The organism is Halorhabdus rudnickae, from assembly GCF_900880625.1.
Classification (GTDB): Archaea; Halobacteriota; Halobacteria; order Halobacteriales; family Haloarculaceae; genus Halorhabdus; species Halorhabdus rudnickae.
Genome location: NZ_CAAHFB010000005.1, coordinates 187,275 through 200,312 on the forward strand (window position 1 = coordinate 187,275; position 13,038 = coordinate 200,312).

General features: G+C 56.6%; 21 protein-coding genes. 19 read left to right on the plus strand and 2 right to left on the minus strand.

The window, feature by feature from the left end; genetic code table 11:
• Positions 1-269: 269 nt before the first annotated feature.
• The 19 genes from BN2694_RS14260 (at position 270) to BN2694_RS14355 (ending at position 12,223) form a co-directional block, all read left to right on the plus strand.
• Complete coding sequence (locus BN2694_RS14260; RefSeq protein ID WP_135666754.1) at positions 270-827, plus strand: hypothetical protein; 558 nt, start codon at positions 270-272, stop codon at positions 825-827.
• Between the two features lie 259 nt (positions 828-1,086).
• The gene (locus BN2694_RS14265; protein WP_135666757.1) at positions 1,087-1,698 is read left to right on the plus strand and encodes a hypothetical protein; all 612 of its coding nucleotides are present in this window, start codon (positions 1,087-1,089) and stop codon (positions 1,696-1,698) included.
• A 250-nt stretch (positions 1,699-1,948) separates the two neighbouring features.
• On the plus strand, positions 1,949-2,452 hold the full coding sequence (locus tag BN2694_RS14270; protein WP_135666759.1) for a hypothetical protein: 504 nt from the start codon (positions 1,949-1,951) through the stop codon (positions 2,450-2,452).
• A complete protein-coding gene (locus tag BN2694_RS14275) occupies positions 2,452-2,694 on the plus strand; it encodes a hypothetical protein (protein ID WP_135666761.1) in 243 nt (80 codons plus the stop codon). The genes BN2694_RS14270 and BN2694_RS14275 overlap by 1 nt, the downstream gene beginning before the upstream one ends.
• Before the next feature lie 103 nt (positions 2,695-2,797).
• The gene (locus tag BN2694_RS14280) at positions 2,798-3,022 is read left to right on the plus strand and encodes a hypothetical protein (protein ID WP_135666763.1); all 225 of its coding nucleotides are present in this window, start codon (positions 2,798-2,800) and stop codon (positions 3,020-3,022) included.
• 9 nt (positions 3,023-3,031) lie between these two features.
• Positions 3,032-3,337, plus strand: a complete 306-nt coding sequence (locus tag BN2694_RS14285) for a hypothetical protein (RefSeq protein ID WP_135666765.1) — start codon at positions 3,032-3,034, stop codon at positions 3,335-3,337.
• Positions 3,338-3,469: 132 nt separating this feature from the next.
• Positions 3,470-4,144, plus strand: coding sequence for a hypothetical protein (locus tag BN2694_RS14290; RefSeq protein WP_135666767.1), 675 nt, complete (start codon positions 3,470-3,472; stop codon positions 4,142-4,144).
• Positions 4,145-4,564: 420 nt separating this feature from the next.
• Entirely contained in the window at positions 4,565-4,780 is a 216-nt protein-coding gene (locus BN2694_RS14295) for a hypothetical protein (protein WP_135666770.1), read from the plus strand.
• A gap of 294 nt (positions 4,781-5,074) precedes the next feature.
• The gene (locus BN2694_RS14300; RefSeq protein ID WP_135666772.1) at positions 5,075-5,716 is read left to right on the plus strand and encodes a hypothetical protein; all 642 of its coding nucleotides are present in this window, start codon (positions 5,075-5,077) and stop codon (positions 5,714-5,716) included.
• Positions 5,717-5,847: 131 nt separating this feature from the next.
• The gene (locus tag BN2694_RS14305; RefSeq protein ID WP_135666774.1) at positions 5,848-6,408 is read left to right on the plus strand and encodes a hypothetical protein; all 561 of its coding nucleotides are present in this window, start codon (positions 5,848-5,850) and stop codon (positions 6,406-6,408) included.
• A gap of 113 nt (positions 6,409-6,521) precedes the next feature.
• Complete coding sequence (locus BN2694_RS14310; protein ID WP_135666776.1) at positions 6,522-7,034, plus strand: hypothetical protein; 513 nt, start codon at positions 6,522-6,524, stop codon at positions 7,032-7,034.
• Positions 7,035-7,157: 123 nt separating this feature from the next.
• Positions 7,158-7,634: a topoisomerase DNA-binding C4 zinc finger domain-containing protein gene (locus BN2694_RS14315; protein ID WP_167880050.1), complete on the plus strand. Its 477-nt coding sequence runs from the start codon at positions 7,158-7,160 to the stop codon at positions 7,632-7,634.
• A 181-nt stretch (positions 7,635-7,815) separates the two neighbouring features.
• Positions 7,816-8,274 (plus strand): hypothetical protein, encoded by a 459-nt coding sequence (locus tag BN2694_RS14320; protein ID WP_135666780.1) that lies wholly within the window; start codon positions 7,816-7,818, stop codon positions 8,272-8,274.
• Between the two features lie 212 nt (positions 8,275-8,486).
• Complete coding sequence (locus BN2694_RS14325; protein ID WP_135666782.1) at positions 8,487-8,756, plus strand: hypothetical protein; 270 nt, start codon at positions 8,487-8,489, stop codon at positions 8,754-8,756.
• A gap of 103 nt (positions 8,757-8,859) precedes the next feature.
• Positions 8,860-9,135, plus strand: coding sequence for a hypothetical protein (locus tag BN2694_RS14330; protein WP_135666784.1), 276 nt, complete (start codon positions 8,860-8,862; stop codon positions 9,133-9,135).
• Between the two features lie 22 nt (positions 9,136-9,157).
• The gene (locus BN2694_RS14335) at positions 9,158-9,646 is read left to right on the plus strand and encodes a hypothetical protein (protein WP_135666786.1); all 489 of its coding nucleotides are present in this window, start codon (positions 9,158-9,160) and stop codon (positions 9,644-9,646) included.
• A gap of 109 nt (positions 9,647-9,755) precedes the next feature.
• Entirely contained in the window at positions 9,756-10,484 is a 729-nt protein-coding gene (locus tag BN2694_RS14340) for a hypothetical protein (protein ID WP_135666788.1), read from the plus strand.
• 385 nt (positions 10,485-10,869) lie between these two features.
• Positions 10,870-11,277: a DUF7567 family protein gene (locus tag BN2694_RS14350; protein ID WP_135666792.1), complete on the plus strand. Its 408-nt coding sequence runs from the start codon at positions 10,870-10,872 to the stop codon at positions 11,275-11,277.
• Between the two features lie 202 nt (positions 11,278-11,479).
• On the plus strand, positions 11,480-12,223 hold the full coding sequence (locus tag BN2694_RS14355; RefSeq protein ID WP_135666795.1) for a hypothetical protein: 744 nt from the start codon (positions 11,480-11,482) through the stop codon (positions 12,221-12,223).
• Positions 12,224-12,331: 108 nt separating this feature from the next.
• On the opposite strand, the gene BN2694_RS14360 is transcribed toward BN2694_RS14355, so the two are convergent.
• Together BN2694_RS14360 and BN2694_RS14365 are read right to left on the minus strand one after the other, a co-directional pair.
• On the minus strand, positions 12,332-12,649 hold the full coding sequence (locus BN2694_RS14360; RefSeq protein WP_167880051.1) for a hypothetical protein: 318 nt from the start codon (positions 12,647-12,649) through the stop codon (positions 12,332-12,334).
• Positions 12,650-12,657: 8 nt separating this feature from the next.
• On the minus strand, positions 12,658-12,906 hold the full coding sequence (locus BN2694_RS14365) for a hypothetical protein (protein ID WP_135666799.1): 249 nt from the start codon (positions 12,904-12,906) through the stop codon (positions 12,658-12,660).
• Between the last annotated feature and the right edge of the window lie 132 nt (positions 12,907-13,038).

Sequence of the window (13,038 nt, forward strand, 5' to 3'; positions counted from 1 at the left end):
CAGATTGGGCTATATACGACTTAGATACAGTAGATGAAATATAGCACGCACATCTTTCGGATACATCCGGTAAATCCAATCTGTTCTATAAAACCTATAATGTAGAGTGGTCCGATACATCTTATACTGCCTCTACAGCATAGAAGGTAATTCTATCCTATGCTTCCTATACATCCTATAACGTACATGCTTTATATCTATACCAAACCCAGTTACTACCGAAGCACTTATTATGGTATCGCTCTATGGTTCATACAGGAGGTCACACGATGGCTACAACTGGATTCGAGAACTCTCGAAAGGACGCTTACGTGTGCAAAGGGTGCGCGAACGATGCGAATCTGTCGACGTCGAACCTACGGACGGTCGAGGATTCTCAGTTCCGTCACGGCAACGGTGGGGGCCCGTGCGCTATCTGTGGCCTGGACACGCTGGACACTCTCGCCCGGAAAGCCCTTCGAGGTCGAACGGAGCGCGACCTGGTGACGGTCGACAACCTCGAGGACGAGGTGGACAGGGTCGAGGCCGTCGCGAAGATCCTCGACGAGGCATACACCCACACTCGCGTTCGAATCGAGCTCGGCCCCGGTGAGACGCCGGAAAAGGCCGAGATAGCCCCGGGCGTCAGCATGGTCCAACACAGTGACGACGCCGACGAGACGCTTTACGTCGACATTCCCGAGGAGACGCCGGCCGGCGTCCGATCGAGGACCGACATGGTCCAGGAAACGCTGGAAGCGTGGGACTGGCGACTCGAAACGATTGACGAGCCGATGGGCGAGAACGGCCCCGACGCCCAAGTCCGCGCGGTCCCCCCGGAACAGTAGGACAAAACCCCGGGCACGGACGCCAGATGTCTTTTTCTCGAAGCCACAGACCAAAGCAAGAATCCGGAAGTCGGGGCCAAATCTGGGGAAAGAGAGCCTAATTCCCCGATATCCTAATCAATAGACTTCTACAACGTTCCGAGTAGACTGTCTAACTACTATCAGTTAATATATAATACTGCCCTCGTTAAACCTAATTGCTACCGAAACCTTTATTATTATTATATCACTCTATGAACTAAGTAGGAGGTCACGAAAGATGTCAACAACTGCTGACGACGGCGAGACCGGCGAAGGGGCAAGTGCTGAAAGCGTGACGTTCGAATTCGAGGCCCAGGAGACCGTTGTGCCGGACGTGTGGGTCGAGGAGACGTTCGAGAACCGGTACGGCGATCAGCGCGCGGTCCTCGCCGGCGACACCTACGATGTGCTGATCGAGAAGGGCGTCAAGGACGAACTCGACTGGGACCAGACCCACCACAAGTGGAACGAGCGTCGCGAGGAGTGGATCGTCGACGCGGACGCCCTGGACCACCTCCAGGAAGTCGCCGACAAACACGGCGCCACTGTCGCCGCGGAGATCGACGAGATCGACGACGCGGAGACGGGCCTTCGGGAAGCCGCCGAAACCGTGGAGGAAGGCGACCGGATCACCGTCGAATACCTCCAGAAGAACGGCAACGGGATGAACTCGAAAGAGGGAACCATCTGGCGAGCGCCCTCGCGCCGGAACTCCCCCGCGATCGTTTTCGAGCGGGACGACGGCCAGACGATGCGTGTCAAGCACGACGAGTTTGGGGACGTCGGCCTGTTCACGGGCGGTCACCACCCGTTTGTGGGTAGTGTCTCGAGCATCACGATTGAACGGTAATCCGCCCTCTTCTCGGTTCGTGACGCCGCTATCAGCTACCACGAGCTCGAAATGGGCTTTCGAAAAGCGCAATTGTGACGGCAGGACACCGGGTTTCTGGTGAAATACCAACGGGCCACCCAACCAGCAGGTATCTAATAGCGCGGATTTCTAGGACAGATCTATTTTAGATAAGTCCTAAACCCAATCACTACCGAAACACTTATTATAATCGAGCTCTATAGATTAGATACACCGGAGGTCACCAACGATGGCAGTCAGTGAGACACCCACCGGCGAGGAAAGTGCCGAGGATACGATCACGGCGACAGTAGGCCACGGGTTCGACGAAACGCGAGAGGTCCCCCAGGAGATCGGCGAGTTCGAGGTATGGGACTGTCCGAACAACAGCACGGTGGTTTTCAAGCGGGATTACACCCCCACGGACGACATGGTCCTGCCGGCGATCCGGGAGAAGTACGCGATCACGACGAAGGGGGAAGGCCGGTGGGACGTCACCAAGAGCGTGGAAACTCGAGAAGAGGGGTCGGGCCACAACATCCGAACGGGCGAGGAGTACGGCACGGTGGTTTCGGACCTGCAAACGCACGAACCGGTCGGGGTAGACTTCGAGACGTTCGAGGCCGCGCTCGAGCACCTGCGCCGGCTTGCTGAAGCCGCGAGCGTTACGGACACCCCGCCGAAGGAAGTCAAGGCGACAACCAACCCGATCCACAAGGCGTTCAACGAGGTTCGGCGCGAGGAACGGGAGTGATGGCTATGCCGGAGTTTGCTACTGGCGAGGACAGCGAGCAGGAGAGTGTTCCCTGGCCCACCGAGAGCGATACGGTCGTTCACCCGGATGGGAGGGAATGGTCGATCGAACGTATCGGGGAGAAGGACGGCCGGGCTTCGGCGATCGCCGATCTAGCCCCGGAAAACGACGAACGACGGCGGAGCATGTCGGTGGTTGAGTTGAAGGCCCTTCTCAGACACGCCGGCTACGAACTCGAGTAGCGGCCGAGCTAGCTAGTCCGGGCCACTTTAACGAACCCAATGACTACCGAAACATTTATTATAATACCGCTCTATGGTTTAGATACACCGGAGGTCACTACAAATGAGAATGATCATGCTGACCGACGCGACGTGCAAGAAATGCGGCGCTGACGCCCTCTGCAAGGGGACGAAGGACGAACCGACTATTGCCAAAGTGTTCGTCCGGTGCGACGAATGCGGACACGACTTCGGCATGGTCGGGACGATCAAGAAGGACAACGTCGACGGTCCGGACGAAATTTCCGACCGGTCGGCCGAGATGGCCCGGAAGCGGGCGGGGGCCTGAGGTGGAACGATGGCCGACAATGAGACTGTGATCCGGTCGCAGGCGGAGCAAGTCGCCGAGTATCACGGCGTATCGGCCCACAACAGGCAAGTCGTCGAACGAATCATGAGAGACGGCTTGTTCCGCCGACTGGCGCTTGCTCACCATCATGCTTCCGAAGCGGTCGAACTAGTCGGGAGCGACGGTCGGGTCCCTGGCCCTGGTCTCGAGACCAGAGCGATCGGCGAACAGACGAACGAAGCGGCCGACGAACTACTCAACCAGCTACGGACTCGCGGGGAGTTGCTACTACCCGAGGACGCGGTCGAAAGCTGACAGATGGATCGTCTTCCCCATTTGATTCCTTCCAAATAGGTGATCCTTCGCCCCTAACTCAAACCTATCCACTACCGAAACCTTTATTATAATCACTCTCTATGGTTTAGATACACCGGAGGTCACTCAACGATGGCCACATCACAGCGGAGTCTTGGCGCGTTCGAGGGGGCTAAGTCCGTCACCGATCGCGACGGAAACCAGCATTCGATTGCTACAGTCGAAACGTCCGACGATCTACGTGCCTGGGCCCAGGCATACGCTCGGGATGTCGTCGACGAGCACGACATGGACGTAGATCTCGAGCGCGTCACCTTCCAGGTCGATACGACCGACCGAAGTAAGGCCCGCATCGCCGCGATGAAATCCCTGGATTTGCCGGTGAGGACGACGATTGGCGTCCCGATCGACTGGGGGAAGATCCGTGAGCACGTGCCGATCCCGGAGGGTTCCGACATCGAAGAGCACCGGAACGTGCGGGTGAAACTCACCTGGAACGCTTTCGATGCCGAGAGTATCGGGCCCGAGGACTGCCGCGGAGCGCTGCGCCATGAACTCGTCCACGTCGAGCAATACCAGCAATTCGGGACGTCGAACCACCGAGACGGTTTCAAAGCGCGAGCCCGCGAGATCGACGCGCCCCTAGAAGGCCCGCAGTGGAGTGATCCGAGTTATCTCCTCTTTTGTTCGGAATGTGGTCAGAAAGTCGGTGAACGACACCGAGCCTCGAAGGTCACCAAGAACCCGAACGAATACGGTTCAGAGTGTTGCCACGCCCCGCTCAACGTCGAAGACGTTAGCGATTAACTGGATAATTCGAAGGACTCGAGGGCAATGAAGAGGCCCGAGGCGCCATCTTGAGGACGCTGACGCGTCGCTGTTCGATGCTCGAAGTTGAGTAAAAGCACAGGAGCGATCCCTGTGATGACCCAACTCAATCCATTTCAATGTTGACTCCGGTCAGTGGTAAGATTATTGGAAGTATAATTACCTGACAATATTCCGACATGTTTAAGGGGTAGGAGTGCATAGAATATGATGGGTCGTGATGACCCAACTCAATCCACCGCCCGACTGGTTGCGGGAGTGGGCGACGGTGGCCGCGAAACTCGCGGCGGCCGCATACGCCCTCTTCCGGATCGGGCGGGCACTGCTCGCATAGCTCGGGGCTGACGCCCCGAACCACCCCGAAAGGGGTTGGGCGAGCGGCGAGCGACCCACACACTCATGACCGACAAAACGCTCTTCGGCCTCGACCGATCGACCCTCAACTCGGCCAGCTGGGTAGCTGCTATCGGGATTTTCGTCCTCTTGTTCGCCGGCGAGGAGTGGCTGCGGGGCCAGGATCTCGGGGCTGTCGCGATGGTACTATATATCGCCCTGGGGGGAGTCGTACTCCTAGACCTGGTCATCTCTATCCAGAGATGGCGGAAAAATGACTGAATACACCGACGTACTCGAGACTTAGGAAGTCGATCGTGGAAATGATAAACGCCGATCGCACGCCAAACGGATACTTTCTCCCAACCCATTGCGAAATATTCCCTTGATGGGAATCTTGACGCTGGATTAATAGAAAGAAGTTAACTCTACCAATAGAAGGGTTGAGAAGGAGATTATACGTGATAGATGACATCCATAATATAGATAATATATCATTTTCAGATAATAATTAAACCCAAAAACTACCGAAAGACTTATTATAATATCCCTCTATAGTCCGAGTAGGAGGTCACGATGGCTCAAAGTGAACTCGAAGCTGAGGCGGAGTCTGATTCACTATACGGACGCGGAGGTCCATACCCGAAAGACAGTGACCGGTTCGACCCGCTCAACGGTTCGCCGCCCGGTCCCTGGACGCTCGAAGAGCATACGATCGGCGGGACGGACGGAGACCGCCGAGAACGAGCGACATGGGAGCGAGAGGACAAGAGTGGGACGCTCACGGTTGAGAGTCCGGAGGATTACGACGGGTACGTCATCGAGCACGATCCCCTACGTGGTGCGCTGCGCCGTCGCCCGCCCCAAGAACGTGAAGAAGCGTTCGACGAGGCCGTCGAGATCATGCAGGAGAATGATGGGACCGTGAAACCAACGATGCTCAGCAGCCACACAACGCACGAGCTCCCCCAAGAGATCGCTGGGTTCGAAGCGACGGCGAACGGGACGTACAAGGTCTTGTATCGACATCAGAACGGAAAGCGACTCTCAATTCGGAAGTCGTCGGGGACGAGCGCTGTAGCGGTTAAGAACCGGCATTTCAGGGTGAAGCTCAGCGCAGAGAACGCGGCGACCATCGAATCCGAACAGTTCGAGAGTATCGAGGACGCGAAAGAGAAACTCGTCGAACTCGCCCGAAAGGCGATCACGGACGAGTAGACAGTAATCCCGAGAGATTGGCCGGTGATCGCAAACCTCGAGCGTGGGCTTTGGCCACTATTACAAACCTAATCACTACCGAAAGACTTATTATAATCCCGCTCTATGGACTATACAGGAGGTCGCCAACGATGGACCTAAACACGCTCGAGGTCGGCGGGACGGACGAACCAGAATGGGTTTCGGAACCTGCGGAGATCGCCGAACTCCTATACAGTCTCGATCAAGGCGAGACGATCGCCGTGAAGATCGAACGGTCGTGGGGGACGATGCTGAAGCACATCACGATCACCAAAGGGCCCTACCCGGATGTAAAGAACTACGCGAGCTCGTCGCTCGCGGAGCCCTACGACGTCATCCTGAATGGCGAAAGTCGGCGTAACCCGTCCGCCGATTTCGCCGAGACGCGCGGAATTTCGCACGACCCGGACGAAGGGACTGTATACTTCAAGATGGGCGTCGGCCGCTTCGACGAGCTCGAGGCCGTCACAACGGACACACTTGCGGTCAGCTACGAGGCCGAGGTGGACGTCGCAGCGGAATGTTCAGATTGCGGTCAGACGACGCGCATTCCGGTTTCTCAAGAGGACCTTCCCCGGCAAGGCCCCCAGATGGTCGACAGCGACGACGGCTTACTGACGCCCTGCTGCCGGTCGGAGAATTGGAAAACGACGCTCGTCGAAACGGTGTAAGCGGCGATCGGCCACGCGGTTGCTCGAACGATCGCCCTTGTAAACCTAATTACAACCGAAATACTTATTATTAACACGCTCCATGAGCTAGATGCGTGAGGAGGTCACTACGAATGAGCAAGACACACACTGAAGACGGACAGTCAGAAGGCGAGGATGTCCAAACGTACACAGCGCTCGATGTCGGATGCCCGATCTGCAACGGCGAGCTCGATCCCGCCGGTGAACAGGTCCCCCAGTCGTTCGACTATCACGAGGTCGCAGTCAGGTGTGAGGACTGCGGGCTCCGCTTCACGGTGGAGTACCGGGCAATCGACATTTCGTGGCAAAACCCCGTCCAGGAACGCCATTCGGCGGTTTCGCAGGGCTTGATGGAACCCGGTGAACACGAGTATACCAACGCGAATCAGTACGCACCCCTCCCGCCGATCGACGCGCTCCGCTCGATCGATTGGCCGGCCGAGTGTGAGTGTGGCGAGCACTTTACGCCGAATGAGGTACTCGCCGGGCCGGACGCCGTCGAGACCATCGAAGAAGAAGGCGACCCATCAGACGGCGAGACGCCCGTTCTTCTGGAGTGTGTGGCGTGCGGAGAAGAGACGATCGTCTACGCCGGAGAAGACTGAGGGTTGCGCATCGCCTGGAGATTGAGATTCCGAAGAAGGGGCCGTCCACCGACCAGCTAAACCCAATTGCTACCGAAAGTTTTATTATAATAACTCTCTATGGTCCTAGCAGGAGGTCGCACGATGGCCGAACACGATACTTCGACGGCAAGGGGCCGACAGTACCACCGGATTTCGAAAGCGGAATTCGAGCAAAATCTCGGCGAGATGGCTGAATACGAGCGAGTGGATTACGATGCCGCGAGCGAGCTCGTGTACGACATCCCGCTCCCTGTCGATCACCTCACGATCCGGGTGTTTTCGACGATCCAAGAAGGGGCCAGTGCCGCCCGTGATTGTGGCAACGACGCCATCCGTTGTGTCGTCTGGCATCAAGAGGCCGACGAACCGATCGGTGGCCGCGAGAAAACACTTCGACTCAAGACGTGGGCAGGCAACCTTCGCGAGAAGATGGCGGACCTCATGGCCCGCTGGCGGGACTACGACAGCGATCCGTGGTGCGATGAGTGTGGTTCTGCCCTCACCCTTCAGGATGGCCCATATGGGCAGTTCCTCGCTTGTACGGACTACCACTGTGAGCACACGAAGGATCTTCCCTGATCGCCTTTCGCCCGAACCCTGGCTTTCTGGGAAGTCCCCACAATGACTCCCCCGATCGAGGTCGAGAACCCCTGTTTTTCTGGCTTCGATGGGGCCGCGGAGGGGTTGTATAAACCTAATTACTGCCGAAAGATTTATTATAATCCCGCTCTATGGACTAGATACGCAGGAGGTCACAACGATGGAACAAACCGCCCTCGAGGATTTCGGCAAAATGGCACTGACTGACGGTGGCCAGGCCGAGGAACAGCACTTCGATCCGAGCGGGGACAGCGCGACAGTCTCGGACGCTTGGGAAGGCACCTTCATCTACACGTCGTGGGGCTACGGCCAGACGAATGTCAACCTCGCCCAGATCACGGAGGTCAGCGGGACGGGGAAAACGGTCAAGGCCCGGATGGTCAAAGGTGAGCGCGTCTCTGTTGAGGAAGGGTCCGAATCCGTTCGACCGACTGCGGAACAGTACGGCGATGAGTTTCGGCTTCAGGTCCGCGACAGCGGCGGCGATCCCGTTTTCCGAGGGAGTTACCCCTACGTAGATGGCGACAAAGACAACGGCACGCGACGAGACTCATTCTTCCCGTGGGACAACAAGGCCGGAAATACGGTTCACCAGACAGCGCCCAACTACGGGCACTAGCGCTCGAAGCAAAGCCCGACCGGTGACCGATCAACCGAGGTCGATCTCAGTATTTTTCTCCTTCCGTTCAACCCCAATTTTCCGGGAGTCGGGCCCTGAATTGTTCAATGAAAATATTCGACAGCTTCATCGACCACCACGGTACAAATCTATTTGCTACCGAAAGACTTATTATAATACCACTATTTAATCTAGTCGAGGAGGTGATTGAAATGGCGACACAGATCGACTCTCTCGAGGAAGCTAACGAAGCCACCCTGGAAAACGGTCAAGCGCTCCGAATCCAGCCGCCAGCGCCCGGTGCAACGCGCTATTACTGGGTCGAGGACGGTGAATGGCGCTTCAAGAAGTGCGGCCACAACTACTCGAATTCGGTAGACGTGGAGACGGTAGGGGAGCGTCTGGAGCGGAACATCCCGAAGAACGATATGCCCGGTGGCGGCGTATTGGCCGTCAGTATGGTTGAAGTCCACCGGCACTAGCCGACGGAAAGCGATTGCTTCGCCATAGGTGAAAACCCAATTACTACCGAAAGTCTTATTATTAACTCGCTCTATTGTCTAGATACACCGGAGGTCACCATCGATGGCACAACGCTACTGGATCAAGCGGGCGGAGGACGGAAACGAAGTTGTGGGTACGTACTTCGATTCGGAGGCGAAGGCCGAGGCGGTCGCCGGGGCTCTGGAAGACGAAGCGGGCGCCGAATACTTCGTCTCACAAGCACCGGGGAACGAGGAACCACCGTCTGAGAAAGGGGACGAAGATCAAGAAGCGACCACCGCACGAGCGGAGGCCGCCGCAGAACGCCGACTAGACGAACGCCGAGAACGGACGTTCGACGAGCGGGGATATTTCTAAACCCCGGGGAGATACTAGGCTCATGGCATCGCTAGATCTGGACGAAACGGGGGAACGGCAATTCGAGCACGGAGCCAGAGGGTACGGGGTGGAGGTGTACGGTGGAACGGCGGAAGATCGTGAAGCGGTCCTCCGAGATCGTCTCGGCGGCGACGTCGTCGCCGTCGACGCGAGGACGGTCGAGGACAGTGAGGAGTTGGTAAAGTCGGCGCTCCTGGAGATGGGCGTCGACAAGAAAGAGATCGAAAAGCGCCGGCGCGTCGGTGGAAGAGTACTCCGGCGGGTGCTCGTCGATACTGGACACAGTTTCGCGATCCTCGAGCTCGATCAGCTAGAATCGGACGCCCGGACGAGCGTCGCCCAGATGATGAAGGGAGTGGCTGAGGGGATGATGGACGCCGACGAAGTCATGATCGGTTTCTCGTCTGAGGAAGGCGGCGCAGCGGTCCACGCAGAGCCCGACCTCCGGATGCGCGTTCGAAGTTGGGAGATCAACCCGGACCAGGACTGACGAGATCGAATACAACCCGGTGTAGACAGCTGTACCCAGGTACCACAAACCTAATTACTACCGAAGGGCTTAATATATATGCACTCTTTTACTGACGTAGGTGGATGAAATGACTGCAACCGTCGATACGAGCGAGTGCGACATGAGCGAGATCGAGAAGAAGGCGCTCGAGGTTATCGACCGAGTCAGGACGGGCGACCGGATCCTCTTCAACGATCGGGTGCAGCCACTCGAAGTGACGCGACAGGAAGGCCTGCATGAAGGTAATTTCGGGAGTGCGTGGGCCAAGCTGAAAGGTCCCCAAGGAGGCCGATACAAGATCAGGTACCACGACGGCAGCGCCGGAGAGTACGTCACCGTGGGGCGACGTGAAGGGGCGAACGAAGACGGCTTTCCAGTCTACGATTTCTTCGAGTTGACCGACATCGAGATAGTCGATCACCACGAGTTTCGGATCGGCCAGATGTTCGAAGACAATGATGGCCCATTCGACTACCTTATCGTGACGAAACTCCCTGATAACGGGTTTCACGATGCCGAATTGGTCCGGATTCGGACTAAAGAGGGTGAAGTTGCCAGTGCAACCGAGAGCGGCTTATTCGGAAGCAGAGCGCGAGAGAGAATCTTCGCCGGCGAACTCGAGCTCATCCGAGAGTACAAGTTCGGGTACGGTGATCGCGGAATTCACTACGACACCGAACGGGAAGAGAAAGTCAGACTGTCCGGGCCCCACAAGCGAGGCGTCGATCTACGCCCCGTCGACGGGAACGGCCTGGAGGTCGTCGACTGGGAGACAATTCTTTTCGGCTTCGATAATCGATTCGTCGACAGCGAGTAGTCTGAGCACGTCGAGATACCTACGGGATGCCCTCTAGCTGATTCTCCCGTTTCCGTAGATCTTGCTGTTGCTGGATCGCCCACTCATCTATCGCGCCAAGAACCAGATACACAAGCCCTAGACCCAGACCAAGGGGCGGTTGAAGAAAAGTAGGGAGCGACCTGAAGAACAGAGTAGCCAAGTCCATGACTATCAGTATGGTTCCCCCGGTAAACAACACGATCGGCATCTTATGGATCCAAAAGCGGTCAAACCACCGGTGAAGCATTCTCTTAGCCTATTATTCTAACCACTCTCACAAAATACCCACCCTTGAGTTCTAAACCTATTTGATACCGAAAGGTTTATTATACAGCCACTCCATGAACCAAACAGGAGGTACACGATGGCGACCAGCAAATACACTTCCGACGGTTCGAGTCTCGAAGTTACCCAGCGCTACAGCGAAGACCTGTTCGACTTCCTGTGGTGCCCGGTGTGCGGCAGCCGGGAGTTCCACCATATCGTGTTCGAGGGCGTGTTCTGCGAGGCGTGCAACACGCAGGTCGAAATCAAGCAGGCCCAAGACAAGGCCGGTACCGACGAAGCGGTCTTGGTCACATTCTCGAACGAAACGACTTGGAACCTCCACAAGGACAGCCGACGGGAACTGCCCGAGGGGACGGTTTCGCTGAAGGTGATCGGCGGCCCCGGAGCTCGCGAGATCGACATGTGGCATCCCTCTCCGGATGATTTCTGGGAGCCTGTTCAGCCGGGAGAAGACCTGACTGACGAAGATTCCGACGAAGACTGAGGATAGCAAGCGGATGTCTGGACGAATAGTTTCGACTAGCGGAAAGTCCACAATATACCGGTAGTCGGGCATCTAACCGCTGAATGGAAAACGATATTCAGAAGATAACCTATCGAGTGTTATTGACTGATTCTAAACCTAATTACTACCGAAAAACTTATTATTATCTCACTTTATGGACAAAGTAGGAGGTCGAGAAAGTATGGCAACGAGCGGTTCCGATTCCGGCGGAGTTTCAAACGACGAACGGTCTCTCAAAGAGCAGCTTCGGTTCTACGATGACGATTTCCCTCGAGAAGAGCCGTCATGGGACGAGGACGCGGTCGTCACGCCACGTGCGTTCCTTTCGGAGTACGGGTACGACCTTTCGGGCGAGCGGCTTCCGTCGCAGCTAGCCCGGCATCTGATCGACGAGAAGAGCCTGGAGCCGGTCATCACCCTGGTTCGGACGTTCGGGAACACCGGTAACTTCGAAGAGGAGGGCGTCGATCGAATCCGGAGCATGGTCGACATGGGCGGCTACAACGCGATCACTCTCTACCGGCTAGATGGTGAGCCGGGCGAGGACGAAACCATGCTATCCGCGTATGCGGACGGCGGTTTCATCGTCGAGTACTGCTATATTCGAGAAGAAGAGAAGCGCGAAGAAGCGGGTCACGACAAGAATGGGTACTACTGGACGGATATTGACGGACAGAACGAGCTCATCAAGAAGCTCCTCTACGGGACGGATGAGGGGCCATGGGCCGACGGCGCCGGAGAAGATCGCCGATGGTCGCCGGAGTGGACGGAAATGCCGAACCCGGCCGGCCAAGAGACGTGGGCGGTCACCATGTTGGGGGACACGCAGCTGAACAAACCGCTCACCGAACTCGCCGAAGAGAACCTTCTCGACACCGCTCTTCGGGAGAAAGGTAACGGTCCGTATCAGGAGACGGTCGCTTAAGGACCAGTCCCAGGCGGCAAGGTCCCCGCTGGTTTACCAATCGCTATACCAAGAAACGCGAGAGCTAATCGAATAAGGACCTAAACCAGACGATTTAGACGGTAGAAGTTATCCATCTTCGAAATCTGCCAGCGGTTCGATGTCGTCATTTCGGAGAGATCGTATCTTGCTGACGAGCTCGACGAGGAACGAGAAGACCCCTGCGACGAGGTAGTAACTGTAGTGCTCTTGGATTAGGCCTGCCCTGGCAACCACGTAAGCGCCGACGGCTCCGCCAGCAAAAGCGAGGGCGAGTCGACAGATAAGATAGACCCACCAATTGCGTACTGATCCCTGGGAATCGTACCGGTACTCGAGGTAGAAGAATAGGCCACCGAAGAGGAGTACCACAACAACCAGCGTCAAGATCGTGAGGATGACGTCCATCATGAGAATCAAAGCAATCCGGTAACCGTATCGACCACTCGGTTGAAGGCTTCCGGGGAAACGACCCACAGAGCACCCAGCACTGCTAGAGCCATTCCCGCCCCGTACACGATCCGGGCTGTAAATCCGATCACCACCTTGAGGACTACGATCGCCGCAGCGATCGCCGCAGCGATCAGGACGAGTTTGACGACCGGGAAGCCAGCTACCTGAAGGACGATACCACTTGTCCCCGCGGAAAGTGGGTCACCCACCATATGAAACGATCAGACTGCTTGGGTTTTAAAACCGCGTGGGTGCTTGTCGACCGGATTCGCCAAAACTCTAAACCTAAGAACTGCCGAAACACTTATTATTAACCCGCTATATGGTATAGATGTGATGGAGGT

Coding starts and splice junctions, on each gene's coding strand:
- BN2694_RS14260 (WP_135666754.1), top strand. CDS start 270: ATGGCTACAACTGGATTCGAGAACTCTCGAAAGGACGCTTACGTGTGC.
- BN2694_RS14265 (WP_135666757.1), top strand. CDS start 1,087: ATGTCAACAACTGCTGACGACGGCGAGACCGGCGAAGGGGCAAGTGCT.
- BN2694_RS14270 (WP_135666759.1), top strand. CDS start 1,949: ATGGCAGTCAGTGAGACACCCACCGGCGAGGAAAGTGCCGAGGATACG.
- BN2694_RS14275 (WP_135666761.1), top strand. CDS start 2,452: ATGGCTATGCCGGAGTTTGCTACTGGCGAGGACAGCGAGCAGGAGAGT.
- BN2694_RS14280 (WP_135666763.1), top strand. CDS start 2,798: ATGAGAATGATCATGCTGACCGACGCGACGTGCAAGAAATGCGGCGCT.
- BN2694_RS14285 (WP_135666765.1), top strand. CDS start 3,032: ATGGCCGACAATGAGACTGTGATCCGGTCGCAGGCGGAGCAAGTCGCC.
- BN2694_RS14290 (WP_135666767.1), top strand. CDS start 3,470: ATGGCCACATCACAGCGGAGTCTTGGCGCGTTCGAGGGGGCTAAGTCC.
- BN2694_RS14295 (WP_135666770.1), top strand. CDS start 4,565: ATGACCGACAAAACGCTCTTCGGCCTCGACCGATCGACCCTCAACTCG.
- BN2694_RS14300 (WP_135666772.1), top strand. CDS start 5,075: ATGGCTCAAAGTGAACTCGAAGCTGAGGCGGAGTCTGATTCACTATAC.
- BN2694_RS14305 (WP_135666774.1), top strand. CDS start 5,848: ATGGACCTAAACACGCTCGAGGTCGGCGGGACGGACGAACCAGAATGG.
- BN2694_RS14310 (WP_135666776.1), top strand. CDS start 6,522: ATGAGCAAGACACACACTGAAGACGGACAGTCAGAAGGCGAGGATGTC.
- BN2694_RS14315 (WP_167880050.1), top strand. CDS start 7,158: ATGGCCGAACACGATACTTCGACGGCAAGGGGCCGACAGTACCACCGG.
- BN2694_RS14320 (WP_135666780.1), top strand. CDS start 7,816: ATGGAACAAACCGCCCTCGAGGATTTCGGCAAAATGGCACTGACTGAC.
- BN2694_RS14325 (WP_135666782.1), top strand. CDS start 8,487: ATGGCGACACAGATCGACTCTCTCGAGGAAGCTAACGAAGCCACCCTG.
- BN2694_RS14330 (WP_135666784.1), top strand. CDS start 8,860: ATGGCACAACGCTACTGGATCAAGCGGGCGGAGGACGGAAACGAAGTT.
- BN2694_RS14335 (WP_135666786.1), top strand. CDS start 9,158: ATGGCATCGCTAGATCTGGACGAAACGGGGGAACGGCAATTCGAGCAC.
- BN2694_RS14340 (WP_135666788.1), top strand. CDS start 9,756: ATGACTGCAACCGTCGATACGAGCGAGTGCGACATGAGCGAGATCGAG.
- BN2694_RS14350 (WP_135666792.1), top strand. CDS start 10,870: ATGGCGACCAGCAAATACACTTCCGACGGTTCGAGTCTCGAAGTTACC.
- BN2694_RS14355 (WP_135666795.1), top strand. CDS start 11,480: ATGGCAACGAGCGGTTCCGATTCCGGCGGAGTTTCAAACGACGAACGG.
- BN2694_RS14360 (WP_167880051.1), bottom strand. CDS start 12,649: ATGGACGTCATCCTCACGATCTTGACGCTGGTTGTTGTGGTACTCCTC.
- BN2694_RS14365 (WP_135666799.1), bottom strand. CDS start 12,906: ATGGTGGGTGACCCACTTTCCGCGGGGACAAGTGGTATCGTCCTTCAG.